22 protein-coding genes are annotated in these 23,988 nt (G+C 69.2%); 9 read left to right on the top strand and 13 right to left on the bottom strand.

What is annotated here, in order from left to right:
* Positions 1-140 precede the first annotated feature (140 nt).
* Positions 141-665, bottom strand: a complete 525-nt coding sequence (locus tag AB6V29_RS13110; RefSeq protein ID WP_322476630.1) for a hypothetical protein — start codon at positions 663-665, stop codon at positions 141-143.
* A gap of 1,126 nt (positions 666-1,791) precedes the next feature.
* On the opposite strand from AB6V29_RS13110, the gene AB6V29_RS13105 reads away from it, so the two are divergent.
* Both AB6V29_RS13105 and AB6V29_RS13100 read left to right on the top strand, forming a co-directional pair.
* Positions 1,792-2,103, top strand: coding sequence for a helix-turn-helix domain-containing protein (locus AB6V29_RS13105; RefSeq protein WP_322476629.1), 312 nt, complete (start codon positions 1,792-1,794; stop codon positions 2,101-2,103).
* Between the two features lie 5 nt (positions 2,104-2,108).
* Entirely contained in the window at positions 2,109-2,756 is a 648-nt protein-coding gene (locus AB6V29_RS13100; RefSeq protein ID WP_369359148.1) for a hypothetical protein, read from the top strand.
* 270 nt (positions 2,757-3,026) lie between these two features.
* On the opposite strand, the gene AB6V29_RS13095 is transcribed toward AB6V29_RS13100, so the two are convergent.
* Positions 3,027-3,383, bottom strand: coding sequence for a hypothetical protein (locus AB6V29_RS13095; protein ID WP_322476627.1), 357 nt, complete (start codon positions 3,381-3,383; stop codon positions 3,027-3,029).
* Positions 3,384-3,954: 571 nt separating this feature from the next.
* Here AB6V29_RS13095 and AB6V29_RS13090 point away from each other — a divergent pair.
* Positions 3,955-4,227, top strand: a complete 273-nt coding sequence (locus tag AB6V29_RS13090) for an alpha/beta fold hydrolase (protein WP_369359146.1) — start codon at positions 3,955-3,957, stop codon at positions 4,225-4,227.
* A gap of 15 nt (positions 4,228-4,242) precedes the next feature.
* Here AB6V29_RS13090 and AB6V29_RS13085 read toward each other — a convergent pair whose 3' ends face one another.
* The 7 genes from AB6V29_RS13085 to AB6V29_RS13055 all read right to left on the bottom strand — a co-directional run bounded on the left by AB6V29_RS13085 (position 4,243) and on the right by AB6V29_RS13055 (position 12,126).
* Positions 4,243-5,457: an MFS transporter gene (locus AB6V29_RS13085; protein WP_369359144.1), complete on the bottom strand. Its 1,215-nt coding sequence runs from the start codon at positions 5,455-5,457 to the stop codon at positions 4,243-4,245.
* Positions 5,458-5,593: 136 nt separating this feature from the next.
* The gene (locus AB6V29_RS13080; protein ID WP_369359142.1) at positions 5,594-6,373 is read right to left on the bottom strand and encodes a creatininase family protein; all 780 of its coding nucleotides are present in this window, start codon (positions 6,371-6,373) and stop codon (positions 5,594-5,596) included.
* Positions 6,370-7,698, bottom strand: a complete 1,329-nt coding sequence (locus tag AB6V29_RS13075; RefSeq protein WP_267789103.1) for an FAD-binding oxidoreductase — start codon at positions 7,696-7,698, stop codon at positions 6,370-6,372. The genes AB6V29_RS13080 and AB6V29_RS13075 overlap by 4 nt, the downstream gene beginning before the upstream one ends.
* A gap of 209 nt (positions 7,699-7,907) precedes the next feature.
* Positions 7,908-9,086 carry an ABC transporter substrate-binding protein gene (locus AB6V29_RS13070; protein WP_369359141.1) on the bottom strand — a complete coding sequence of 393 codons (1,179 nt, stop codon included), beginning with the start codon at positions 9,084-9,086 and terminating at the stop codon, positions 7,908-7,910.
* Between the two features lie 120 nt (positions 9,087-9,206).
* A complete protein-coding gene (locus tag AB6V29_RS13065; RefSeq protein ID WP_369359140.1) occupies positions 9,207-10,097 on the bottom strand; it encodes an ABC transporter permease in 891 nt (296 codons plus the stop codon).
* Complete coding sequence (locus tag AB6V29_RS13060) at positions 10,094-10,870, bottom strand: ABC transporter ATP-binding protein (RefSeq protein WP_180993396.1); 777 nt, start codon at positions 10,868-10,870, stop codon at positions 10,094-10,096. The genes AB6V29_RS13065 and AB6V29_RS13060 overlap by 4 nt, the downstream gene beginning before the upstream one ends.
* Positions 10,867-12,126, bottom strand: coding sequence for an amidohydrolase family protein (locus tag AB6V29_RS13055; protein WP_369359137.1), 1,260 nt, complete (start codon positions 12,124-12,126; stop codon positions 10,867-10,869). Before AB6V29_RS13055 ends, AB6V29_RS13060 begins: the two co-directional genes overlap by 4 nt.
* A gap of 377 nt (positions 12,127-12,503) precedes the next feature.
* On the opposite strand from AB6V29_RS13055, the gene AB6V29_RS13050 reads away from it, so the two are divergent.
* A complete protein-coding gene (locus AB6V29_RS13050) occupies positions 12,504-13,748 on the top strand; it encodes an MFS transporter (RefSeq protein WP_369359135.1) in 1,245 nt (414 codons plus the stop codon).
* A 20-nt stretch (positions 13,749-13,768) separates the two neighbouring features.
* Here AB6V29_RS13050 and AB6V29_RS13045 read toward each other — a convergent pair whose 3' ends face one another.
* From AB6V29_RS13045 to AB6V29_RS13030, 4 genes are read right to left on the bottom strand one after another with little or no spacing between them, the layout of a single operon-like run.
* Positions 13,769-14,704 (bottom strand): 2Fe-2S iron-sulfur cluster-binding protein, encoded by a 936-nt coding sequence (locus AB6V29_RS13045; protein WP_369359134.1) that lies wholly within the window; start codon positions 14,702-14,704, stop codon positions 13,769-13,771.
* 8 nt (positions 14,705-14,712) lie between these two features.
* A complete protein-coding gene (locus AB6V29_RS13040) occupies positions 14,713-15,339 on the bottom strand; it encodes a helix-turn-helix domain-containing protein (RefSeq protein ID WP_103206979.1) in 627 nt (208 codons plus the stop codon).
* Complete coding sequence (locus tag AB6V29_RS13035; protein ID WP_369359132.1) at positions 15,336-16,634, bottom strand: amidohydrolase family protein; 1,299 nt, start codon at positions 16,632-16,634, stop codon at positions 15,336-15,338. The genes AB6V29_RS13040 and AB6V29_RS13035 overlap by 4 nt, the downstream gene beginning before the upstream one ends.
* Positions 16,631-17,599, bottom strand: a complete 969-nt coding sequence (locus AB6V29_RS13030; RefSeq protein WP_369359130.1) for an XdhC family protein — start codon at positions 17,597-17,599, stop codon at positions 16,631-16,633. Before AB6V29_RS13030 ends, AB6V29_RS13035 begins: the two co-directional genes overlap by 4 nt.
* A gap of 51 nt (positions 17,600-17,650) precedes the next feature.
* On the opposite strand from AB6V29_RS13030, the gene AB6V29_RS13025 reads away from it, so the two are divergent.
* The 5 genes from AB6V29_RS13025 to AB6V29_RS13005 all read left to right on the top strand — a co-directional run bounded on the left by AB6V29_RS13025 (position 17,651) and on the right by AB6V29_RS13005 (position 23,770).
* The gene (locus tag AB6V29_RS13025) at positions 17,651-18,220 is read left to right on the top strand and encodes an NTP transferase domain-containing protein (protein ID WP_369359128.1); all 570 of its coding nucleotides are present in this window, start codon (positions 17,651-17,653) and stop codon (positions 18,218-18,220) included.
* 216 nt (positions 18,221-18,436) lie between these two features.
* The gene (gene chvE, locus AB6V29_RS13020; protein ID WP_267789120.1) at positions 18,437-19,558 is read left to right on the top strand and encodes a multiple monosaccharide ABC transporter substrate-binding protein; all 1,122 of its coding nucleotides are present in this window, start codon (positions 18,437-18,439) and stop codon (positions 19,556-19,558) included.
* A gap of 109 nt (positions 19,559-19,667) precedes the next feature.
* Complete coding sequence (gene mmsA, locus AB6V29_RS13015) at positions 19,668-21,197, top strand: multiple monosaccharide ABC transporter ATP-binding protein (RefSeq protein ID WP_307314586.1); 1,530 nt, start codon at positions 19,668-19,670, stop codon at positions 21,195-21,197.
* 5 nt (positions 21,198-21,202) lie between these two features.
* Positions 21,203-22,423: a multiple monosaccharide ABC transporter permease gene (mmsB, locus tag AB6V29_RS13010; protein ID WP_369359124.1), complete on the top strand. Its 1,221-nt coding sequence runs from the start codon at positions 21,203-21,205 to the stop codon at positions 22,421-22,423.
* A 135-nt stretch (positions 22,424-22,558) separates the two neighbouring features.
* The gene (locus tag AB6V29_RS13005) at positions 22,559-23,770 is read left to right on the top strand and encodes an ROK family protein (protein WP_369359121.1); all 1,212 of its coding nucleotides are present in this window, start codon (positions 22,559-22,561) and stop codon (positions 23,768-23,770) included.
* Positions 23,771-23,988 lie beyond the last annotated feature (218 nt).

The following is a 23,988-nucleotide window of genomic DNA, read 5'->3' as shown; positions in this document are numbered from 1 at the left end:
CTCAGGCACACGGGCGGCGACCCCGGCCCGGTTATCGACTCGGGCATTCATGAGCAGCAGGGCAACGGAGTAAGTGAAGGCCGACGATGCATGCATCTGTCAATTAGTCGCCACTTCTCGACGGGGCGCCGACACCGGAGTCAGATGGGGCGTCCGACGATGTAGAAGTTGGACCACGCGCCCTCATCACCGGGAGCACCCGTCTCTGAGATTGCGACAATTTCGATCCCCTCGAGATTCAGAGCGGCTACCGCTGCACGTGGACTTTTGGCGAGAGTCACTGAGGGATGCCCGCTGAATCTCCAGCTACCCTCATCGCGATTCGAGCTCCGATCGAAGCGACCATAGACCAGCACGTTGCGCGGGTCCGTCGCCATCTGATCCTTCTCGAGAGACTCAAGCTCAGACGTTATGTAGGCGATGGAATCCGAGTCGTACCGTGCAGGCTCCCGCGGGTCGGGCAACCACGTGTCAGTTACGGCGAAGGCGATTCCCGGGCCGATGGCCACCTGAATGGATACCTCGTCCCTGTCGTCTCGGTAGCCAGCCACAGGCCAGACAGCTGACCTTCCTGCGACCATGAACGCCTGGGCCGCTGACTCGAACGTCGATGCCAATTGGTCAGAAATTGCGACAACGATCGACCCATAGTGCAGATGCTTCATGGGCGCACACTAACGGAGAGCATGCTGACGCGTTTGCCTCTGGACTAGCCTGCAGCCCTGTTGGCATCTAGAGACTGGACCTGACTTGGAAACCCCCGAACTCCTGCGACTTTCGTTGTCGTAGCCCGTCAGCACCATCGGTGGTGCCCGTTCCGTGACCCGTGGGTCCCTCATCGTGGTTCGAGAACCTGGCGGCAGCTACCTGCTCCAGCTCACGTCTGGACACGAAGAGTTCCCTGACGGTGAGGAGGTTCAATTCCCGCTCTCCGTTCAACACGCAGAACTCGTCCGGCGGGCATCAACTGGGGAGGCCGTTGGCGAGAGCAAAGGCTGAGACCTAGACGGCACTCGGAGTGCAAGCAACAACCGAGAACGACCTCGCGCCCGCGGCGATTATGCTGCCGAACCTCAGTGACGCGGTTCCACCACGCGCTCGAAGGTGGGGGGCCAACCTGGGGTGTACATATGGTCAGCTAACCCGGCGACGGACCAGCCACCTCTCCCCACTGCATGATCAACGTGACGCTCTGCACGGTCTGGTCCGGACGCCATACGGCCTGACGGTTCGACCGGTCGAGCTGATCGAACGGCACGAGACGCGCAATTTCCAAACCGGGGGAAAGCGGTCTATGCGTCGACGCAAGACCAAGCTCCCGGTCCCCGACAGGGTCGGTCGTTACCCTTCGAATCTCCCGCTCTGTGACGCGACTGAGATCTTCCCAAGGAGCATGACTGGGGGGTGGCTGCGCGAGCTCCGCCGCGAGGAGATCGCGGTCGTCGACCGTGTCCAGAATCTCCGGAGATGCGGTAATCCACAGCTGAGTGATTGCAAGCCGCAGAGTCGGTGTCATGGTTGCCCACGCCGTCGAGAAGTCACCGGCCCTCAATAGCGACACCCACTGGAAGGCCGCGTAGGCCGCCTCTGGTGCTTCTGCTGGCTCAGACACCTGTTCCTCCGCTTTGAGTGCAGTCCGTCCACGACCTCGGCGCCTCGGTCGATAGCCCCTCTGTGGCCCGTCGTCCTGCAGGTGCTCCGGGCCTGAGGAGTCGCTGCGTGGGCTAGCTGGACACGGCGCGATCTGTCAGAATGGACACTTAGATGTCCAAACTGTCCATAGGAGCGATGATGAGCACTCTGATGAAGCTGGAAAAGATGCCTGCTGGGACTCAAGCGCGCCAGGCTATTTTGGCGCGCTTCGCTGAGCAGCTGGAAGCGGGCAACACGATCACGGTCCTTGTCGAAACGCCCACGATGACGCCCAAAGAGGTTGCCGAGGAGCTCGGCATCTCCCGCACGAGTGTGCTTCGAAAGATCAATTCAGGGGACCTTCCCTTCAGCAAAAAGGGCAGCAGAACCCTCATCAAAGTGGCGGACTTTGAGAGGTTCCGTGCCGCCTACCTTGGTGAGCTGGGCACCGCCTTCGCCGGGGACTTCTGAGCTAGGTGGCAGTCAAAAGACCCGTCTATCTCGACGCCAACGTCCTCATCCCCTCCATCACGCGAGGACTGCTGATCATTGGAGCCGTGACATCGGACTATGCGGTGAAATGGTCCCGGTTTGGAGAGGAGGAAGCCGAGCGGCATCAGCACCAGGGTGCCTCCAAAATCTCAGAGCTTCGCTCCCGGTTCGGGTGGGATGTCCTTGTTGCCAATGTTGCGCCAGTCGGCATGGTGGACACGGATGTGAAGGACCAGCGTCATCTGTCTGCAGCGCATGCGGCTGGCGCGCGGCTCATCATCACTGACAACATCAAGGATTTCGGGCTGGAGGATCTCAGCCGGCTGTCGATGTCGGCCGTCACCCCCGACCTGTTTCTCAGCATCAGGCTGGACAGCAGCAGTTACACGACAGTGCTCGATAGCCTCGCTCGAGGCCGGACCCGCGACCCGAAGACGCCCACTGATATCCACCGGATAGAGGTAGCGCGGATGTTGCCGTCTGTGGCTAACGCATTCGCTGCGACGTACGGCGTGACTCTCGAAGAGCCAGTGAAGGGCGACATGACCCACACTTTCCGTGGTGTTCGGTGTGTTCGGTGTGAGCAGGTGATGGACGCGTCCACCACGCCCCTCTGCCCCTCCTGTAGTTAGGTTCTTGGCGCGGAAGCAGAGCTCGTTGGACGAGGTCAGATATCCCCGCGCCTAGGGACACGCCCCGCCGAGCGGCTCTGAGCGTTGCCCGTACCTACGTTCTAGCTCGGTCGAGCCTGGGCGCGAGAGTGGCATCGGATCGGTCAGCCCACATGCGCGGGGGTGGTACTTCATCGGGTGGTGCAGCTCCCCCATATGCGACGTCCGGTGGCTCGGGCATCGCGTTTTGACGGCTCGGGCCGCGCCTCATTCATGAAGCGCGGCCCCGTCTCAATTTTCGCCGTTCGGCGGAGTGTCGCCGTTGTACCACTCATTGAGCGGTGTCGGGGCGATGAAGCCCGCGTCTTCGGCGGCGGCGACCGCCGCAGCGAGGGCTTCGAGGTCACCGTCGAAGTAGTCCTGGTGGTCGAGCACGTCGCGAGCTTGAGCCACGGCTTTAGCAAGGTCTGCAGCTGCGGACGGTTCCTCGGGCGACGATGCGTCGATTTCGTCCAACATGTTAATGAGGGTGTCGAGATGCTGAAGAGCCTGCCCGGCGTCATTGTGGTCACCGGGCTGGTGGTCGATGCTGTCTCGTGCCCGCTCGGCGGCGGAATACAGATCTCTGTGGAGTGATTCGTAGCTCATCTGCCTCATCCTGCCGTAAAGGTGCGATGACGCTAGACGGGAGAGCCTCTCCTCCACGCAACGATTGTCGCTTTGGAAGCGGCTTCCGGCGGCGGGAGCGAGGGGCATGCCCGCCATATTGGCGTTGTGACAATTTGTCGCTCGCGCGATCCTCGACGGGCCATCTTTCCCGGGCCCACAGGATGTGGGCTATTGCGCCGAGGATGAGAAGTCCGAGGAGTGCGGGGACTGAGGTGGGGATGCTGGAGGCGACGCGGTTGAGCCAGTCGGTGGCAGCGCCTCCCAGGGCGCCGGCGGAGAGGCCGGCGCCGTCGATCCATCGGCTCCAGCGGTGGAGTCGGATGTCGCTGAGCAGTCGCCAGATGCCGAGGGCGATCGCTGCGGCGAGGCTGGGGTAGAAGAGAAGACCCACTCGATGTTCGGCTGTTCGGGGATGTGCCTCATGACCATGCCGGGGACGATGAGCAGGGCGGCGAGGCTCGCGAGGCTCAACAGGCCCCATGCGACCCATGCAAATGTTCCTGCGCCCTCTTCGGCCGAGCTTGACATCGCTGCGGCGACGTGCCCGCTGATGGCGTCTCTCGGAGCCGACGCCGGCGCGGCCGGAGTCGACGGACCCGAGGGGCTCATCGACGACGACCTCGCCTTCACCCGCCCCTGGGGTTTCGCGCTCGGCGAGGTGTCGGCATCCGTTCTGCTCGTCCAGGGCGAGCGCGATCGCGTCATCCCTCCCGCTCACGCTCGGATGCTTGAGGCCGCCCTCCCGCACGCGACGCTCGACCTGCACGCCGACGACGGCCACGTCTCGGTGCTGCGCCACCTGGGTGCAGCGCTCTCCCGTTGACCGACGCGCGAGACGTCAGCGACGCCGCGTGATCCGCAGCAGCGCTTCGCCGACCGCGGCGATCGCCGCCGCGCACGCCAGCGAGACCGCGATGGTGACGAGAGCTGCCGCGGGGCCGGTGGAGTCCAAGGCGGCTCCGGCGATCACTCCGCCGATCGGCACGCCGAGTGACATCGCCGCGGTCGGGTAGGCGAGGGTCTCGGTTACGCGCCCCTCGGGGGCGCGGGCGGATGCCACCAGGATGCCCGACACCATCACCGGCGACAGCGCGAGCCCGAGGATGAGGATCACCCCGAACAGGAGGGGAGCGGACCCCTGCCCGAACGGTAGGGCGAGGGCGACCGCGCAGGCGAGCACGGCGAAGAGGATGTATCGCGCGGCGGGGGAGAGCTTCCACGTCCGCGCTCCGGTGATGACCGAGCCGATCGCGATGGCCACGGCCAAGGCGCTGAACGCCGGGCCCGCGAGCCACGGCCGCTCGCTCAGCTCGGCCCAGCCGACGAGGCTCACGTCGAAGGCGCCGAACACTCCGCCGAAGGCGATGCAGGCCACCGCGATGGGGATCACCCCGGCGGGAGGCAGGACGAGGCCTCGGCGCGGCCCGCGCGGTGTCGGAGCGGGCTGCGTCGCGCGCTGCGATGCGAGCCACACGCCGCCGATCACTCCGAGCCCGAGCGAGCCGAGGACCGCCACCGCGGGGTCGAGGGCAGCGGCCACCGCGGTGATGGCGGGCGGCCCCGAGATGAACACCATCTGGTCGGCGATCGTTTCGAGGGCCAGAGCGGGGGTGCGCTGCGCCGGCGGTGCCAGCACCGTCCACCGCGCGCGGACGGCCGAGGTGAGGTCGGGGGTCGCCGCCCCCGTGACGAACGCGGCCACGAGCCACGTCCAGAACGGTGCACCCGTGAGCACGAGGGCGAGCAGTCCGGATGCCGCGAGCACGAGGCACGCGAGAGACACCCGGATCACGCGGGCCTGGCCATGGTGGTCCATGCGCGACGACCACAGGGGCGCAGCGATCGCCATGCCCCCGACGAGGGGTGCGACGACGAGCCCGGCCGAGGCGAAGCTGCCGGTCGCGGCCGACACGAGCAGGATGATGCCGAGCGACAGGGTCGCCCGGGGGAAGCGCGCGAGGATCCCCGCGGCGACGAAGCTGCGGGCCCCGGGCAGGCGCAGCACCTGGCCGTAGGCGCGGACGCCCTGGCCCGTCTCGGCGGCGACGCTCACGCGGTGACCGCCGAGACCGCGGCATCCGGAATCGGATCCGACCGGCGTGCGGCACATTTCCTGCAGAACGGGCCGATCGAGCCGTACGGCTCGCGAAACCGCCAGGTATGCAGGAGTTGTGCCCGCCCCGAGCGGCTCACGCGGTGTAGTCGAATCGGCTGATCTCTTCGAGCGCTTCGACGACGAACGACACGCTGTCCTCGAACAGCTGCGCGCCGTGCGCGGCGTTCGCTCCGGTCGGATCGCCCAGCACCCCCGTAGGGCCGAAGTCGTTCGACAGCCACCCGAAGCTCACGGGCTTGCCGTTGAAGCCGATGTGGCGGAAGTCGCCGATGTGTGCCGGCACGGTCGCTTCGAATTTCGACGCGTCGACGAGCTCGGGACGCAGGTGCATGATCATGCTCGTCTCGCCGTGCCCGGCGTGGATGCCCGTGCCGTGCTCGTTCGGTCCGCCGTCGGCGCCGGTGAACGAGGGCACCCGTGCGGCCGGCATGAAGAACGTCCGCAGTCCGAAGCGGCGGCGGAGCTCGCGGTTGGCGACGTTCAGCAGGGCGACGTTTCCGCCGTGGCCGTTGAGGAACACCAGGTTGCGGGCGCGGGTGGTCAGCAGCGACCGGCCGATGTCGACGATGGTCTGCATCATCGTCTCGGGCGTCAGCCACAGGGTGCCGGGAGCCCACGAGTGCTCGTCCGACTTCGTGATCGACAGGGTCGGCAACTGCCAGACGTCCAGGCCCAGGGCCGCCGCCCGCGCGACGGCGGCTGTGGCGGACGCCTCGGCGACGATGGCATCCGTCGCCAGGGGCAGGTGCGGTCCGTGGTGCTCGATCGCGCCGGTGGGCAGCACGATGATCGACTTCTCGGTGAGGGCCTCGGCAACGGCGGGACCGCTGAGCTCGGCGAGCAGCCGGCTCAACGGATCGCTCCCTTGCGTGCGCCGGTGTACTCCGGGTTGAGCTTGCCGGGATTCAGCAGGCCGTGCGGGTCGGTGGCGCGCGCGGTCTCGACGGTCTGCTCGACGTTGAAGTCGACGTTCCACTGGTGGGGGTTGTGCACGCCCACCCCGATCCCGTTGAGCGCGGCGATGCCGCGGTAGACGTCCTCCTCGCTCACGTACGGTGCGGCGAGCATGCCGATCGGGTGCTGCTTCGTCGACTCGATGTGCAGGTGCGCGCCGGGGAACACGGCCTCGACCGCCTCGATGTCTTCGCTCAGCGGCATTCCCGCGACCTCGAGGTGGAACACCTCGTGCGGCTGGCTCTTCTGGTACCACTCGATCGGGTGGTTGTAGCTCAACATCGACAGGCGGATGCTGGCCTGCGGCCCCTCGCGCACCGCCTCGACGCGGCCCCCCGCACCCTCGACGATCGCGGTCACCGTGTCGATGAGCGATGCGTCGACGATCGCGCGCAGGCTCGAGCGCCCCTCGGGGATCGCCTCGTCGGCGGGGAGGGATGCCGAGATCTCGACGCCGTCGCCCGAGACCAGGCGAGGGGCGGGCTCGAGGTTGCCGATGGTCTGCAGCACCGACAGGGTGCCGGCGAAGTCGGGGAAGCTCGCCCAGAGGCCCCGCCACTCGCGCAGCGGCTCGAGGCGGACGGTCGCGCGCACGATGACGCCGGCCGTGCCGTAGTTGTGCACGTACTTCTGGGCCGCGTCGCCCTCGACGTGGTGGATCTCGGCGCTCCCGTCGGCGTGCACGACGTCGAGCGCGGCGACGAACCCTCGGTCGTTGGAGCCGTGCTCGATCGAGCCGGTGCCGCCGGATCCGCCCGAGAGGAACCCGCCGATCGTCGACTGCGCGGTCGAGGGGTACATCCACAGAGCCTGGCCGCTCGCCCACGCGGCCTGCTCGAGCATGACCATCGGGGTGCCGGCCTCGGCGGTGATGAAGCCGTCGCCGACCTCGACGATCGCCTTCGCCCGCGTGGTGTCGATGACCAGGCCGCCCTGCATCGGGATGCCCTGACCGTAGTTTCCGGTTCCCTTGCCGCGCACGGTGACGGGCACGCCGTGACGGGATGCCGCGGCGACGGCCGTGGCGATCTGCTCGGCGTCGGCGGCGAAGACGACGAGATCGGCGAGACCGAGGGGGAGCTTCGCGGCGATGATCGGCGACATGGGGGAGCCGTCGACGCTGGCGCGCTCGCGGACGCGGGGTTCGGTGCTGACGGCTGCGGGGCCGAGCAGGTCGAGGAGTTCGTCCTCGAGGGAGAGGACGCGGGTGGCGGTATCGCTCATGGGTGTTTCTCCGGGTGGAACGGGGTGTGGGGGTGTCGTGTCGCGGGGGTGGCTGAGCCTGTCGAAGCCACCGGTTCCGGTCCCTTCGACGGGCTCAGGGACCTGGGTGAGGCCGGGGACGGGGGTGGCTGAGCCTGTCGAAGCCGCCGGTGGGGTGTGTCGGGAGCGACCACGGCCCGGCCCGCACGAGGCGGACCGGGCCGGAGCGATCAGAACGAGATGCTCTTGTCGATGAACTCGTTCGTGTAGAGGTCGGCGGGGGTGTAGCCCGACGCCGGCGGGGTGCCCAGGTCGGTGTAGACCTTGCTCGCCTTGGCGAAGAAGTCCTCGAAGCGGCCGTCGTCGAAGTTGCCGTAGGTGGAGTCGGGGCCGTCGCCGACCAGGCCGAGCTCCTTCTGCGTCTTCACGGAGTAGTCGGCTACGCCCTGCGTGTAGGTCCAGCCGGTGGCGTACTCGTCGACGAGCTTGAGGATGAGGTCGTTCGCGGCGGACGGGTCCTTGTAGTACGCGACGCCCGCCTTCTGCAGCACGGGGACGAGCTTCGACAGGCACGGGCTCAGTTCGTCGAACTTGTCGGCCTTGACCGACACCGACGACTGGTAGGTCTGCCACCCGGCGTCGTGGATGAGCGCGAACTTGACGGGCTTGCCCCAGGCCGAGACCTCGTTCTGGTACACGTACGGCTCGGCCGACGCGAAGCCCTGCTGCATGTCCTTGCCGCCCGCGGCGACGAAGTTCGACGGGGTGCCGTCGTACGAGCCGTCGAGGACGTCGGACGAGGCGAGGCCCGAGCTCTTGAGGTACTCGATGTACGCCGAGCCGTCGAAGTAGCGCCACACGCCCTTGTTCTTCTCGAGTGCGGGCTTGACGTCCTGGATGGTCTGGACGTCGGGGTAGGTCGCGGGGTCCCACATGACCATCGTCGGGCTGATGTCGAGCGGGGCGAACACGGCCTTGGTCGGGGTCGTGCTCGAGAGCTGGATCGCCTCGTCGGTGCTGACGTAGCCGAGGGTGATCGAGTCGTCCTGGTACATCTGGGCCGACACGGTCTGGAAGCCGATGGCCGGGCCGCCGGCGCGGATCTCGAGGTTGACGCCGGTGTACTCGCCGTCCGACATCAGCGGGCCGGTGACGGCCTTGATGTTGGCGTCGATCGTGAAGTTGTCCTTGATCATCTCGTAGAGGTGACCGTGCTCGGCCTCGGGGTTCCAGTCGGTCTGGATGACGACCGTCGAGGGGCAGTCGGCCGAGAGGTCGACGGAACCGATCTCCATGTCGGCCGCGGACGGCGCGGTCTCCGCGGCGCTGCCGGCGCAGGAGGTCAGGGTGAGGGCGATCGCGACGGCGCCGGTGACGGCGGTGCCGCGGAGGAGGGTGGAGCGCTGCATGCTGGTTCGCTTTCTGTGACGGGTGGAGCTCTCGGGTGCGGGTGTTTCGGGTACGCCGGATGCCGCTCCCGTGCGTATGCGCGGGAGGAGCCGTGGCATCCGGAATTCGAGGAGGTCGGGTCAGAGGGTGCTGTCGTACCAGCGGCCCACGGCCACCTTCGACAGCCAGCCGAAGAAGGCGAAGATCGCGACACCCAGCAGGCAGGCCGCGAGAATCGCCGCGAACAGCTCGGCGCTCTGCAGACGCGACTGGTAGTTGGCGATCAGCGAGCCGATGCCCGGCTCGCCGCGGCGGAAGAAGTAGTCGCCGACGATCGCGCCGATGACCGAGAGTCCGGCCGAGGTGCGCATTCCCACGAAGATCGAGGGCAGAGCGGCGGGGAGGGTGAGCTTGGTGAGCACCGTCCACTTGTCGGCCTTCTGCAGGCGGAACAGCTCGCGCTGCGACTTGTCGACCGACTGCAGGCCGAACAGCGTGTTCGACACCATCGGGAACAGCGAGATCAGCACGCAGACGATGACACGGGCGAGGAACTCGTAACCGAACCAGAAGCCGACCAGCGGCACGAGCGCGAGGATCGGGATGCACTGCAGCACCACCGCGTAGGCGTAGGTCGAGCGCTCGACCCAGCGGGCGAGCGACATGGCGATGGCCCAGCCGATGCCGATGATCATCGCGATCCCGAGGCCCGCGAGGGCGACCCCGGTGGTGCGGAACAGGGCGATCCAGATGTCGCTGCTCACCTGCGGGTCGAAGAAGCCCGAGGTGAACATCTCGTGCGGCATGGGCATGAGGAAGCCCTTGCCCGAGGCGCTCAGGGTGAGCGAGATCGCGTACCAGATGCCCAGCAGCACGACGAGGACGCCGAGGGGCGGGCCCAGGAGCGCGGCCCGGGCCCCGAACCCGCGTCGGGTCTTCGCCACGCGCGGGCGGGGCGGCTCGACGGGGGGAACGGATGCCGAGGACTCGGCCGCGTCGGAGACGACGGGCTCTGCGGATGTGGTGCTCATGAGTGTCCTTCCCGGAGGGCGTGGGAGACCTCGCCGACGAGCTTCGCGAATTCACCGGTGTAGCGGATCTCGGGATCGCGGGGCATGTCGAAGGGGACCTCGAAGGTGTCGACGAGGTGGCCGGGGCGGCCCGACATCACGACGACCTTGGTGGAGAGGTAGACGGCCTCGGAGACCGAGTGGGTGATGAACAGTCCGCCGAACTTCTGGGCGACGAAGATCTTCAGCAGTTCGTCGTTCAGACGCTCGCGGGTGATCTCGTCCAGGGCGCCGAACGGCTCGTCGAACAGGAACAGCTCGGGGTCGAGGGTCAGCGACCGCGCGAGCGAGGTGCGCATCTTCATGCCGCCCGACATCTGCTTGGGCAGGTGCTTCTCGAAGCCGTTCAGGCCGACGAGGTCGATGGCCCACTGCGCCTTCGGCGCGCGCACGCGCTTGGGCTGCCAGTTGAGCTCGGCGAGCAGTTCGACGTTGGAGCGCACATCGCGCCAGGGCAGCAGGGTCGCGTCCTGGAAGACGTAGCCGATGCGGTCGGTGGCCACGGTGGCGGTGCCTTCGCTCGCGGTCTCGAGACCCGAGGCGATGCGCAGGAGGGTCGACTTTCCGCAGCCGGAAGGGCCGACGACGCTGACGAACTCGCCGCGCTGAACGGTGAGGTCGACGCCGGAGAGGGCGGTGGTGCCGTTGGGGAACGTCATGGCGACGTTCCGGAAGTCCAGCAGCGGCGCGGTGGGATCCGCGACGGATGCCGGGGCGGGAGAGGCCAGGGTCACGGGGCGCTCACTTTCCGTTCGGGGGCGGGGACGAGGGTGGCAAGAGCGGTCTGGGTCGAGACGGTGGTGCGGCTGACGAGCCGGCCGCGATGCAGCACCACGCGGTCGGCGCTGGCGAAGGCCACGGCGTCGCCGAGCGAGTCCGCTTTCACCGCGACGAGGTCGGCGCGCGCTCCGGCGACGGGTCCGGCCATCGGCAGGCCCATCACGTCGCGGGCGCCGATGGTGACGGCATCCAGGGCCTCCGCCGGGGCGAGGTGGGCCGCGCTGACGAGCAGCGAGGCGGTCTCGAGGTGGTCGCAGCGCCCCACGGGGTTGAAGGGGTCGCGCACGTTGTCGGCGCCCGCCGCGACGCGGACGCTCGCGTCTTTGAGGCGGCCGATCGGTGCAATTCCGCGGGGGATGGCGTGGTCGGCGCCCCATCCCTGCAGGTACAGGTTGGTGATGGGGAGGGCGATGATGCCGATATCGGCGGCGCGCACCTCGGCCGCGAGGTTCTCGAGAGCGGTCTCGGGCATCATGCTCAGGCGCACGCAGTGGCCCGCGGTGCGAGGGCGGTGCCACCCGGTGACGGCTCGGGCGTAGGCGGCGAGGGTGTCCGCCCCGGCGAGGCTTTCGTCGGTGTGCAGATCGAGTCCGACATCGCGGCGACGAGCGAGGGCGATGAGCCGCTCGAGGTCGGCGATCGGGTCGTCGGCGAGGTGCGGAGCCCCGCCCACCAGGTCGATCCCGGCGTCGAGGGCGGCCTCGAACACCTCGTCGGGCACGGTGGGGCCGCCGAGGGCGACGAGCTCGAGGTCCATGATCCCCTCGAGCTCCGCGCGCAGCCGGACCAGGGCGCGCACGCCCGTGAGGGCGTCCTCTCCGCGCAGCAGGTCCACGTGCGTGCGGATGGAGGTGATCCCGGATGCCAGCATCCGCAGCGCCGTGGCGCGTGCTCGCTCGAACGTGTCGTCTTCGTCGAGCGTCGCGGCGAAAGCGTGCCAGCTCTCGATCGCGCGCTCGAGGTCGCCGAACGGGGGGTCGATGGCATCCCAGGACTGGGACTTGTCGAGGTGCGCGTGCGGCTCGGCTCCGGCCGTCGTGACGAGGTATCCGTCGAGGTCGAGGATCTCGCCATCGGTCTCGGGGAGGGGGCTGCCGGCCGGCACCACCGCGAGCACCTCGTCGCCGTCGATCGCGATGTCGACGAGCGCGCCGGAGGTGAGGCGCACACCGCGCAGAGCGGCGATGGAGACGGGTGGAGCGGCAGACACGAGGGCCTCCGGAGGAGTCGAGAAGACAAGCGTCGGGACGGGAGCCACGGCAACGGGGCGAGCCGCTCGAGGCGGCTGCGTCAGTGTTGGTGTGACCAACATCCGGCGATGTTCCGATGCTAGGAACCACGCGTTTCCGCTGTATTTCCCCCGCGTGACCCTCTCGACAAAGTTGTCCGACAGGCGGCGGTGGTCGCGCGAGCGGGCGCGACGAGAACAGGGGATGTCACGAGAACAGGCCCATTACGGCTCGATCGGCCTGTTCTCGTCTCTTCTCCTGTTCTCGTCACCGTCGTCGCCACAGCGCGTTCGCGAGCGCGCCTGCGCGGATGAAAGGATCGTTCAGGCGCTGGACGCCCCCACCCCCGGAGATCGCCGTGCACGTCACCCCCGCCCCGCCCCGTGCCACCCGCACACCGGTGCTGTTGGGCACGCAGCTGATGTTCAACGTCGGCTTCTTCGCCGTCGTTCCCTTCCTCGCCCTCGTGATGACCGATGACTTCGGGCTGACCGCCGCCGTGGTGGGCCTCGTCCTGGGGGTGCGCACCTTCGCGCAGCAGGGCATGTTCCTCGTCGGCGGGGTGCTCGCCGACCGCTTCGGCGCGCGCCGCACGATCCTCACGGGATGTGCGGTGCGCGTGCTCGGCTTCGCCACCCTCGCCCTGTCGCTGCTCACGCCCGCTCCGCAGCTCGCCCTGTTCGTCGCGGGGACCGTGCTGACGGGCCTGGGCGGCGCGCTCTTCTCGCCGGGGGTCAACATCCTCGTGGCGGATGCCGAGCAGCGCCGCGCTCCGGCGGGTGCCCGACACCGCGCCTCGTTGTTCGCGTGGCTGAGTGTCGCGGGGGAGTTCGGGGCGGTGCTCGGACCCCTCGTGGGTGCCGCCCTGCTGGGGTGGGGCTTCGTCGTCGTCGCGCTCGCCGGGGCGGCCCTCTTCGTGCTGATCGGGGTCTTCCTCGCGTTCGCCCTGCCGCGTCGGAAGCCCGCGTCGACCGAGCGGGGGATCCACGGACGCTGGTGGTCCCTCCGCGATCGCCGCTTCGTCGCGTTCTCGGCCCTCCACGCGGCGGACCTGCTCGCCTTCAACCAGCTCTATCTCGCGCTCCCCCTCCAGCTCGCGCGCGCCGAGGCCGGCCCCGCGGTGGTCGCGGCGATGTTCGCGTGGGTCTCGGCCCTGACCCTCGTGCTGCAGCTGCCGGTCTCGCGCTGGTGCCACCGCGTGGGCGCGGCCCGCGCCCTGCGGGTCGGCTACGGTCTCTCGGCGGCAGGCTTCGCCGTCGTCGCCGCCAGTGCCATCGTGCCGCTCGACCCCACCGGGCGTATCGTCGCCGTGTTCGCGGCCGCCGGTCTCGTCATCCTCGGGCACCTCACGACCAACCCCACCGCGCAGGGACTCGTGCCTCGCTTCGCCGGGACCCTGCCCACGGGATCGTTCTTCGGTCTGCTGTCGACGTGCGGTGGCGTGGTCGTGCTCATCGGCAACGTCGCGGTCGGCGCCCTGCTCGGCTGGACCGCCGCCCCCTTTGCGGCGTGGGTCATGCTCGCCGCCCCGCTCGTGGTCGCCGCCGTGTGTGCCCCTCGGGTCGCAGCCTCCGCGGGTACGGCCGATTCACCTCACCGCTGACGACGCGCCGTCGAGAGGCGTCACAGCTCGAGCGTGATCCGCGCGCACGCCGCGCGCGAGACGCACGGCATCATCGAGCGGTTGGCATCCTGCTCCTCGGGGGAGAGGACGGAGTCGCGGTGCTCGATGTCGCCGTCGACCACCGCCACCTCGCACGTGCCGCAGGTGCCGACGCGACAGCTCGAGGGAACGACGATGCCCTGCTCCTCGATGACATCGAGCACCGAGCGCTCCGGCGGCACCGTCACCGTCAGCCCCGACATCATCAGGTCGACCTCGAACGAGTCGGTCCACACCGGCGGGCCGAGCACCTTCGCCTCGAACCGCTCGACGTGCAGGCTCCCGCGCGGCCAGATCGACATCGTGGCATCCAGGGCCTCGAGAAGACGGGCGGGTCCGCACGCGTAGACGACCGTGCGAGCCACGGGCGTGCCGAGGCGAGCGGGGAGGTCGAGTCGTCGTCCCTCGTCGGCCGCGTACACCTCGACGCGGGAGCCGTACTGCGCCTCGAGCTCGCTGACGAAGGCCATCGTCGTGCGCGATCGCCCGACGTAGAGCAGCGTCCACTCGGCCCCGGCCGCCGCGGCGGCCTCGATCATCGGCACGATCGGCGTGATGCCGATCCCGCCGGCGACGAACACGTACGACCGTCCCGCGGTGGGCGCGAACAGGAAGTGGTTCGCGGGGCCGCGCACGCGCAGAGTCGACCCGACCCGGGCGTTCTCGTGCAGCCACACCGATCCTTCGCGCTCGCGGAGGACCCCGATGCGCCACGTGCCGCGTTCGGTCGGCGAGCCGCAGAGCGAGTACTGCCGTTCGATTCCGCCGGGCAGGACCACGTCGATGTGCGCTCCGGGCGACCAGTGCGGCAGCGTCCCCGTCGCGCGCTCGAGGTCGAGCACGACGACGCCGTCCGCGGCATCCCGCCGCTCTCGGACAACCGCGTCGAATGTCACTCCCGCACTCACGTGTCCTCCTGTTCGACCGCGTCGTCGGCGCCGCCGCCGTGCACGAGCTCTTTCACGATGAGCAACCGGTACACGGAGCCGTCGGGCGAGTACCAGCGGTGCGGTGTGCCCGACCGGCAGTACACCGAGTCGCCGACCCGCAGGGTGCGCTCGCCGAAGCCGCCGAACGAGATGACGATCGAGCCCTCGAGAACCGTGAGGAACTCGTCCTCTTCGTGCACGTAGTGATCGCCAGGAGTCGGATTCGACCCCGTGAACTCGAGGGGCTCGAACCGCCGCGGGCCCTCGGCCAGCAGCCGGGCGGTTCCCTCGGCATAGGGGCCGATGACCCCCTCGTCGGCGGCCACGAACGAGGGCTCGGCGTCGTGATCGGCGCGCGGCGGCTCCGACCCCGCGAGCAGCTCGACTCGGCTGGTGCCCAGCGCCCGGGCGAGCCGTTCGAGGCTCGCCATGCTCGGGCGCGCGAGACCGCGCTCCAATTGGCTGAGGAAAGGGTGCGACAGGGTCGCGGCCTCGGCGAGCTGGGTGAGGGTCAGCCCGCGCGCCTTGCGCAGCCCACGCAAGTGAGCGCCCAAGCGTTCGTCGCTGCTGGGGGTATCCATCACGGGGGCCATGGTGGTCATCGTTTCACCCTCTCGAACAGTCGGGCGACGACCTCGCGTTCGTCGGCGCGGATCAGCCGACCCTGGTCGACGACGACGTGTCCGGCCACGAGGACGGTCCGCGGGCGTCGACCGGGAGCTGCCCACAGCAGCCCCGCCACGGGGTCGGCCACGCCGGCGTCGGCGATGCCCGAGACGTCCCACAGGCACAGGTCGCCCGCCGAGCCGGGAGTCAGGCGCCCCAGCTCGGGGCGGCCCAGCCCATCGGCCGATCCCGAGGTCGCCATCGTCAGAACGTCGGATGCCGGCACCTGCGGCCCCACCAGGGCTGAGACCTGCATGGCCAGGCGCGCGTCGGCGAGCAGGTGCCCCGCGTCGTTGCTGCCGCCGCCGCTCGTGCCGAGGCCCACGGCGACGCCGGCGTCGAGCAGTCGCCGCACCGGCGCGACGCCCCAGCCCATGGGGACGTCGCACCCGGGAGCATGGGTGGCGGAGACTCCGGCTGCCGCGACCCGCGCGATCTCGTCATCGGTCACCGCGCACAGGTGCGCGAGGGTGACGTCGGGAGCGAGCCAGCCCCACTCCTCGAGCAGATCGAGGGGGCGTTTCCCGTAGCGCGAGACGGCGATCTCGACATCGACGACCTCGTTGGCCTGCGTGCGCCGGCGCAGGCCGTGGCGCTGGGCCACCTCGCCGAGCAGCTCGAACGTCTCGCGCGGGTCGCTGTGCACGCCGGCCGGTCCCACGGCGACCTGCAGCATCCCGTCGGCGGAGACGCCGCCCGCACGATCCGGGACGAGGGCCGAGACGATGGCCTCCGCCGAAGCGGCCGCGGTCTGCGGGTCGTCGCGCGCCGCCCCTCGCACGAACACCAGGCGGGCGCCGAGATCGGTCGCGGCGTCCGCCGCCGCTCGGGCCATCGCGACGGTGTCGGCGTCGGCGGGCCAGGTCAGATGGTGGTCGGCGACGGTGGTCACCCCGCACAGCAGCGCTTCGGCGAGACCCGCTCGAGCGGCGAGCCCGGTCAGTTCCGGGTCGACACCCGCCTCGGCGTACGCCGCCGCCATGGCCGGGAGCCACTCCCGCATCGGGATGCCGCGCGTGCCCGGCAGCGTGCGGAACGCCGTCTGCAGAAGGTGATGGTGGGCGTTGACCAGTCCCGGCGTGACGACGCAGCCGGTGGCGTCGATGATCTCGGCATCCGTCGTGTCGGCGCTCTCGACGACGACCCCGTCATCGATCGTGACGTCTCCCTCGCGCACGCGCCCGGAGCCCTCGACGACGGCGACGGCGCCGCGGACGACGACGACGCTCATGCGCTCCTCGCAGCACACGAGTCCACGCCGCTCGCGATCGCGTGCAGGCGGGGGCCGGCGGCCTCGCGCAGCGGTCGGGCGTCGGCGGCGTTCCGGGATGCCACGATCTCGGCGATCACCGACAGGGCCGTCTCCTCGGGGGAGCGGCCCCCGAGGTCGAGACCCAGAGGGGAGTGCAGGTGCGAGAGCTCGGCATCCGTCACGCCGGCGGCGCGGAGGAGAGCCGCCCGACGCGCGACGGTGGCGCGAGCCCCCATCGCCCCGACGAAACCGACCGGCAGGCGCAGTGCCGCGCGGATCGCGGGAACGTCGAGACGCTCGTCGTGGGTGAGGACGCACACGGCTGTGCGCGCATCAGGGGAGGGGAGGGTCTCGAGGACCTCGTGGGGTGCTCCGACGACCAGCTCGGCCGCGTCGGGGAAGCGGTCGCGGGTCACGAGGAGGGCCCAGTCGTCGCAGACGGTCACCGCGAAACCGGCCGCGGCTCCCAATCGGCAGAGGGCGGCCGCGTGCTCGCCCGCGCCGAGGATGATCAGCCGAGGGGGAGCGGCGCGATGCAGGACGAGCGGTTCGTCGGTGCCGAGGTCGAGGTGAAGCGTCGCTTCACGGCCGTCCCGGGCGGCCTCGAGCGCGGGACGGTGAGCGTCCTCGACCCGGTACGCGACGACGTCGACGGCCCCGCCGCACGCGAGACCCGCGGCGATCGGGGTGATGGCGTCGTCGTCGCCGAAACCGAAGCGCGCCCGACGGATCGTTCCGGTGCGCAGGGCGTCGAGGCCGAGCATGACCGCGTCGTTCTCGACGCAGCCCCCCGAGATCGATCCGATCACCCGGGCGTCCCTCGTGACGGCGAGGGTCGCGCCCACCCCGCGGGGTGCGCTGCGCACGACCGCGGTGACCGTGACGGCCGCCACGGGCACGCCCGCGTCGAGCAGCGGCACCAGGTCGGCGGCCAGTTCGAGCATGGATGTGACCGTAATCGGGGCGTGTTTCGCGCACGCTACGCTGTCGTGACCATGCCCGCCGCACCCCTCGGAACCGTGTCGGGCCTCGTGCTGGCCGCCGGGGCCGGACGGCGTTTCGGAGGCCCCAAGGCCCTCGCCCGCACCCGCGCCGGAACACCCTGGATCGCGCTCGTCGCCCGCGCGCTGGTCGAGGGCGGATGCCACGACGTCACCGTCGTGCTCGGTGCCGAAGCCGACGCCGCGACGGCGCTGGTGCCCACCGGGGTCTCGGTCGTTCGCGCCGAGGACTGGGCCACGGGCGTTGCGGCGTCGCTGCGCGCGGGGCTGGAAGCGCTGGCATCCGGGCCCTCCCACTCCGTCGTGGTGCTGCCCGTCGACACCCCCGACGTCCCGGCATCCGCCGTCACTCGGGTCGCACGCGGCGCGCGCAGGGACGCCCTCGCGCAGGCGACCTATGACGGGGCGCCCGGTCACCCGGTGCTCCTGGGTCGCGATCATTGGGCGCCCGTGGCGGCCTCGATCCGGGGCGACATCGGCGCGCGGCCCTACCTCATCGCGCAGGACGCGCAGCTCGTCGAGTGCGGCGACCTGTGGTCGGGCGTCGACCACGACACGCGCTGAGAGCGGCTCGACGACCGTTCCGTCACGGTCGGATCACGGGCCCGCATGAATTTTGACGCGGCTATAGACAAAACCCCCTCCGGTGGATATTTTTTCGGAGCCGTCATAATTCGACGGACCAGAGTGCCGGGAACGAAGACGTACCCGATCCGACGCCGGGGAGGGCGCGGGTACGGATCGAAGGATCCCTGCTGTTCAGAGAGGAACGCAGATCACATGCTGAAGAAAATCCTGACCGGTGCGGCCATCGCCGCACTCGCCGTCGGTCTCGGAGCGTGCAGCTCCACCCGTCCGGCCGACGGCGGAGGAGACGCCGCGGGCGGCGGCGCGACCGAATGCAACGTCGGCATCGCCATGCCCACCCGCAGCCTCGAACGCTGGATCAACGACGGCGAGCAGCTGCAGAAGAAGCTCCAGGATGCCGGTTGCACCGTCGACCTGCAGTACGCCGACAACAAGACCGACCAGCAGATCAGCCAGATCCAGAACCAGCTCTCCGGCGGCGCGAAGATCCTCGTCATCGCCGCGATCGACGGATCGACCCTCGGCCCGGTGCTGCAGGAGGCCAAGTCGCAGAACGCCAAGGTCATCGCCTACGACCGTCTCATCAACGGCAGCGAGAACGTCGACTACTACGCCACGTTCGACAACTACAAGGTCGGCACCCTGCAGGGCCAGTACATCGAGACGCAGCTCGGTCTGAAGGACGGCAAGGGCCCGTTCAACCTCGAGCCCTTCGCCGGCAGCCCCGACGACAACAACGCGAAGTTCTTCTTCGCCGGCGCGTGGGACGTGCTCAAGCCCTACGTCGACAAGGGTCAGCTGGTCGTCCCCAGCGGCAAGTCGCCCGCCAACGACGACGCCTGGGCGTCGATCGGCATCCAGGGCTGGGCCTCCGACAAGGCGCAGTCCGAGATGGACAACCGCCTCTCGTCGTTCTACGGCAACGGCAAGAAGGTCAACGTGGTGCTCTCGCCCAACGACAGCCTCGCCATCGGTATCGAGGCGTCGCTGAAGTCGGCCGGCTACACCCCCGGCGCCGACTACCCGATCATCACGGGTCAGGATGCCGACAAGGCCAACGTCAAGGCGATCCTCGACGGTGCGCAGTCGATGACGGTCTGGAAGGACACCCGTGCCCTCGGTGACCGCGTCTTCACGATGATCCAGGAGATCAAGGACGGCAAGGAGGTCGAGGTCAACGACACCAAGACCTACAACAACGGCAAGAAGGTCGTCCCCTCGTACCTGCTGACCCCCGAGGTGGTCACCAAGGACGACGTGCAGTCGAAGCTCATCGACTCGGGCTTCCTGAAGGCATCCGACGTCGGACTCTGAGTCACCCGGCGGCGGGGCGGGTTCGCCCGCCCCGCCGCTCCCCGTGCCGCCCCCTGGGCGGCGGAGCCGAAATGCCGCCCCACCGGCGGCGGAGGGACAAGCACACACCATGACCGAACCGATCCTGCGCATGTCGGGGATCTCGAAGTCGTTCAACGGGGTTCCCGCCCTGGCCGACGTGTCGATCGACGTCTTCCGCGGCGAGGTCCACGCGATCTGCGGCGAGAACGGTGCCGGCAAGTCGACGCTGATGAAGGTGCTCAGCGGCGTCTACCCCGCCGGCAGTTTCGAGGGAGGCATCACCCTCGAGGGGGAGCAGATGGCTTTCCGCTCGATCAACGACAGCGAGGCCGCCGGCATCGTCATCATCCACCAGGAGCTCGCGCTCAGCCCGTACCTCTCGATCGCCGAGAACATCTTCCTCGGCAACGAGAAGTCGCGTCGCGGCGTCATCGACTGGAACGCCACCAACACCGCAGCGGCCGAACTGCTCAAGCGGGTGGGGCTGCGCGAGAACCCCGCGACGAAGATCTTCGAGCTCGGCGTCGGCAAGCAGCAGCTCGTCGAGATCGCCAAGGCCCTCGCGAAAGAGGTGAAGCTGCTGATCCTCGATGAGCCAACCGCCGCGCTGAACGACGACGACTCCGCCCACCTGCTCGATCTGATCGACCAGCTGCGGACGCAGGGCATCACCTGCATCATCATCAGCCACAAGCTCAAAGAGGTGCTGCGCATCTCCGATCGCATCACGATCATCCGCGACGGTCGCACGATCGAGACGATGCACCGCTCCGACGCCGACACCGACGAGGGCCGGATCATCCGCGCCATGGTCGGTCGCGATCTGAACAGCCTCTTCCCGCCGCGCGAACCCGACATCGGCGACGAGCTCTTCCGCGTCGAGAACTGGACCGTCCACCACCCCGTCGACACCGAACGCGTGGTCATCGACGACGCCTCCTTCATGGTGCGCGCCGGCGAGATCGTCGGTTTCGCGGGCCTCATGGGTGCCGGTCGCACCGAGCTCGCGATGAGCATCTTCGGGCGCATGTACGGCACCGGCATCTCCGGCGAGGTCTACAAGAACGGGCAGCAGATCGACGTCCGCACGGTCGACGCGGCCATCAAGCACGGCATCGCCTACGCCACCGAGGACCGCAAGAAGTACGGCCTCAACCTCATCGGCGACATCCAGGTCAATGTCTCGGCATCCGCCCTCGCCCGTCTCGCCCGCCTCGGTGTGGTCGACCGGTACCGCGAGTACAAGGTCGCCGATTCGTACCGCTACAAGATGAACATCAAGGCGCCCAGCGTCGCCGCGATCACGGGACGACTCTCCGGGGGCAACCAGCAGAAGGTCGTCCTGTCGAAGTGGATGTTCACCGGGCCCGACGTGCTGATCCTCGACGAGCCCACCCGAGGCATCGACGTCGGGGCGAAGTACGAGATCTACGGCATCATCAACGAACTCGCGGCCCAGGGTAAGGCCGTCATCGTCATCTCGTCGGAGCTGCCCGAGGTCATCGGCCTCTCCGACCGCATCTACACGATCTCCGAGGGGCGCATCACGGCCGAGGTCAGCCGCGACGACGCCACGCAGGAGAACCTCATGCGGCACATGACCGCCGGAAGGAACTGACAGCAATGGCCACCGCATCCACCCAGACGGTCGACGCGCCGACGCAGCCGGGGCCGCGACGTCGCGGCATCCTGTCGCGCATCAACTTCCGTCAGTTCGGCATCCTCGCAGCCCTCGTCATCATCATCGTGCTCTTCCAGGTGCTCACCGGCGGTCGCCTGCTGATGCCCGGAAACGTCAACAACCTCATCCAGCAGAACGCCTACGTGCTGATCCTCGCGATCGGCATGGTGATGGTCATCATCGCCGGCCACATCGACCTCTCGGTCGGATCGGTCGTGGCGATGGTGGGCGCGATCGCGGCGATCGCGATGAACCAATGGGGTCTGCCCTGGTTCGTCGCGGTCCTGCTCTCGCTCGTCGTCGGCGCCGTGGTCGGGGCGTGGCAGGGCTTCTGGGTCGCCTTCGTCGGCATACCCGCGTTCATCGTGACCCTGGCGGGCATGCTGCTGTTCCGCGGTCTCACGCTCGTGCTGCTCACCGGCGGCACCATCAGCGGCCTGCCCGACGGCTTCACCGCCATCGGCGCCGGCTGGCTGCCGCCGTTCCTCGGCTACCTCGGCAACTGGGACGCCCTGACCCTGGCCCTCGGCGCCGTCGCGAGCGTCCTGCTCGTCGTGCAGCAGCTGCGCACCCGCGCGACGCTGCGCCGCCTCGAGCTGCCGCGCGAGGTCGCCTGGTCGTTCTGGGCGAAGAACGTCGTCGCGGTGCTCGCGATCATGGCCACCGCCTTCACGATCGCGGCCTACAACGGCACCCCGATCGTGCTGATCATCCTGGCCGTGCTGGTGCTCGCGTACACGTTCGTGCTCAACCGCACGACCTTCGGTCGCCACATCTACGCCATGGGCGGCAACCTCTTCGCGGCTGTGATGAGCGGCGTGAAGACGAAGTGGGTCAACTTCTTCATCTTCGTCAACATGGGTGCCCTCGCGGGTCTCGCCGCCGTGGTCAGCACCGCGCGTGCCGGCGGTGCGGTGGCCTCGGCCGGTCAGAACTACGAGCTCGATGCGATCGCTGCGGTGTTCATCGGTGGTGCGGCCGTCCAGGGCGGTATCGGCACCGTCGTCGGCGCCGTGGTCGGCGGCCTCGTCATGGGCGTGCTGAACATGGGTCTGTCGATCCTCAGCGTCGACGCCGCGTGGCAGATGGCCATCAAGGGCATCGTGCTGCTCCTGGCCGTCGCGTTCGACATCTTCAACAAGCGGCGCAACGGCGGTGCGTGACCGGATGGGGAGCCCGGTCACCCGGCCGGCTCCCCATCCCGGCCGCTCCGGCCGTCGGCCCCTTCGCGTCGCCGTGCGTCGGCCGCGTGAACACTCCGGTCCGCTCGATGGGATGATGGGAGAGGTGCGCCTCTCATGACCCCTGCCGTGTTCGAGCCCGCAACCCCGCTCGCGCCGCCGGCTGGCCGTACGACGAACGACCTGATCCGTCAGCAGAACCTCTCGTCCGTCCTGTCGCTTCTCCACTCCCGGGGAGCGCTCTCACGCGCCCAGCTGGGCGCCATGACCGGGCTGAACCGCTCCACGGTCACGGGCCTGGTGATGGAGCTGACCGAGCTCGGCCTCGTCCGCGAGGCTCCGAGCGGGGAGCGCACCGGCAAGGTCGGTCGTCCCACCCTCGACCTCGAACCCGAAGACCACGTCGCCGCCCTCAGCGTGCGCGCCGAGCCGCACGCCGTGACCGTGGCCCTGGTCGGCCTCGGCGGTGTGGTGCACGCCCGTCTTCGCCACGACACCGCGACGGCGCCCGCGCCGAAGCGGTTCGTGCAGATCGTCGCCTCGTCGGTCGAGGCGATGCGCGCCGACATCGATCGCCACTACCGCGTGGTCGGGGCCGGGCTGGCGGTCCCCGGACTCGTCAACGCCAACGGCTCCGTTCTCGTCTCGCCCACCCTCGGGTGGAAGCGCGATCCGGTCGCGGCGCGGCTGAGCGACGAGCTCGGGATGCCGGTGGCCGCGGGCAACGACGCCAGCATCGGCGCCCTCGCGGAGTCGCGGTTCGGCGTGGGCGTGGGCGTCGGCAACCTGCTCTACCTCGGCGGCGCGATGCACAGCATCGGCGGCGGTCTCATCATCGACGGCACCCTGCTGCGAGGGACGTCGGGTTACGCCGGGGAGCTCGGCCACACCGTCGTCGACCCGCGCGGACGCCCCTGCGTGTGCGGACGCCGCGGGTGCCTCGAGGCCGAGGTCAGCCTCGACCTGATCGAACCGCTGCTGGGGCGCCGCAAGCTCGACGAGGACGAACTCGACGTCGAGCTCGGCGTCGCCCGCGACCCCCGCGTGATGACCGAGGTGACGCGCCAGGTCGAGATGCTCTCGCTCGCCCTCACCAACTTCGTCAACGCCTTCGCCCCCGAGACGGTCGTGCTCTCGGGGTACCTCGGCGCGCTGCTGTCGGTGAGTCGCGAGCGCCTCGCCGACGCCGTGCGTGTGCACCCGCTGGGGGCCGAGGGTCGCACGATCCGCCTCGAGCGCGCACATCTGCGCTCGCGCCTCATGCTCGTGGGCCCCGCCGAGTTGGCCTTCAGCGACCTGCTCGCCAACCCCGCCGGCTTCCGCGGCTGACCCCGCTCCCCGCAAGCAGCGCGCGTTGCGGGCCGCAGCGTCCGAATGCCCGCGTCCTCCCGTGAGTGTCCAAAACACCCGGACGAATTTCTGCGGCGTCCGGGTTTCTTGGACACTCGACACTCGACACTCGACACTCGACACTCGGCACTCGGCACTCGGCACTCGGCACTCGGCACTCGGCACTCGGCACTCGGCACTCGGCACTCGGCACTCGG

This window comes from Microbacterium sp. 20-116, assembly GCF_041079415.1.
Lineage (GTDB): Bacteria > Actinomycetota > Actinomycetes > Actinomycetales > Microbacteriaceae > Microbacterium.
This window is presented reverse-complemented; position numbering and strand designations above follow the sequence as displayed.

Bases quoted from the DNA above. Each gene is read 5' to 3' on its own strand.
- AB6V29_RS13070 (WP_369359141.1), bottom strand. From the start codon at position 9,086: ATGCAGCGCTCCACCCTCCTCCGCGGCACCGCCGTCACCGGCGCCGTC.
- mmsA (WP_307314586.1), top strand. From the start codon at position 19,668: ATGACCGAACCGATCCTGCGCATGTCGGGGATCTCGAAGTCGTTCAAC.
- AB6V29_RS13040 (WP_103206979.1), bottom strand. From the start codon at position 15,339: ATGACCACCATGGCCCCCGTGATGGATACCCCCAGCAGCGACGAACGC.
- AB6V29_RS13065 (WP_369359140.1), bottom strand. From the start codon at position 10,097: ATGAGCACCACATCCGCAGAGCCCGTCGTCTCCGACGCGGCCGAGTCC.
- AB6V29_RS13030 (WP_369359130.1), bottom strand. From the start codon at position 17,599: ATGCTCGAACTGGCCGCCGACCTGGTGCCGCTGCTCGACGCGGGCGTG.
- AB6V29_RS13105 (WP_322476629.1), top strand. From the start codon at position 1,792: ATGAGCACTCTGATGAAGCTGGAAAAGATGCCTGCTGGGACTCAAGCG.
- AB6V29_RS13095 (WP_322476627.1), bottom strand. From the start codon at position 3,383: ATGAGCTACGAATCACTCCACAGAGATCTGTATTCCGCCGCCGAGCGG.
- AB6V29_RS13075 (WP_267789103.1), bottom strand. From the start codon at position 7,698: ATGAGCGATACCGCCACCCGCGTCCTCTCCCTCGAGGACGAACTCCTC.
- AB6V29_RS13110 (WP_322476630.1), bottom strand. From the start codon at position 665: ATGAAGCATCTGCACTATGGGTCGATCGTTGTCGCAATTTCTGACCAA.
- AB6V29_RS13005 (WP_369359121.1), top strand. From the start codon at position 22,559: ATGACCCCTGCCGTGTTCGAGCCCGCAACCCCGCTCGCGCCGCCGGCT.
- AB6V29_RS13025 (WP_369359128.1), top strand. From the start codon at position 17,651: ATGCCCGCCGCACCCCTCGGAACCGTGTCGGGCCTCGTGCTGGCCGCC.
- AB6V29_RS13090 (WP_369359146.1), top strand. From the start codon at position 3,955: ATGGCGTCTCTCGGAGCCGACGCCGGCGCGGCCGGAGTCGACGGACCC.
- mmsB (WP_369359124.1), top strand. From the start codon at position 21,203: ATGGCCACCGCATCCACCCAGACGGTCGACGCGCCGACGCAGCCGGGG.
- chvE (WP_267789120.1), top strand. From the start codon at position 18,437: ATGCTGAAGAAAATCCTGACCGGTGCGGCCATCGCCGCACTCGCCGTC.
- AB6V29_RS13035 (WP_369359132.1), bottom strand. From the start codon at position 16,634: ATGAGCGTCGTCGTCGTCCGCGGCGCCGTCGCCGTCGTCGAGGGCTCC.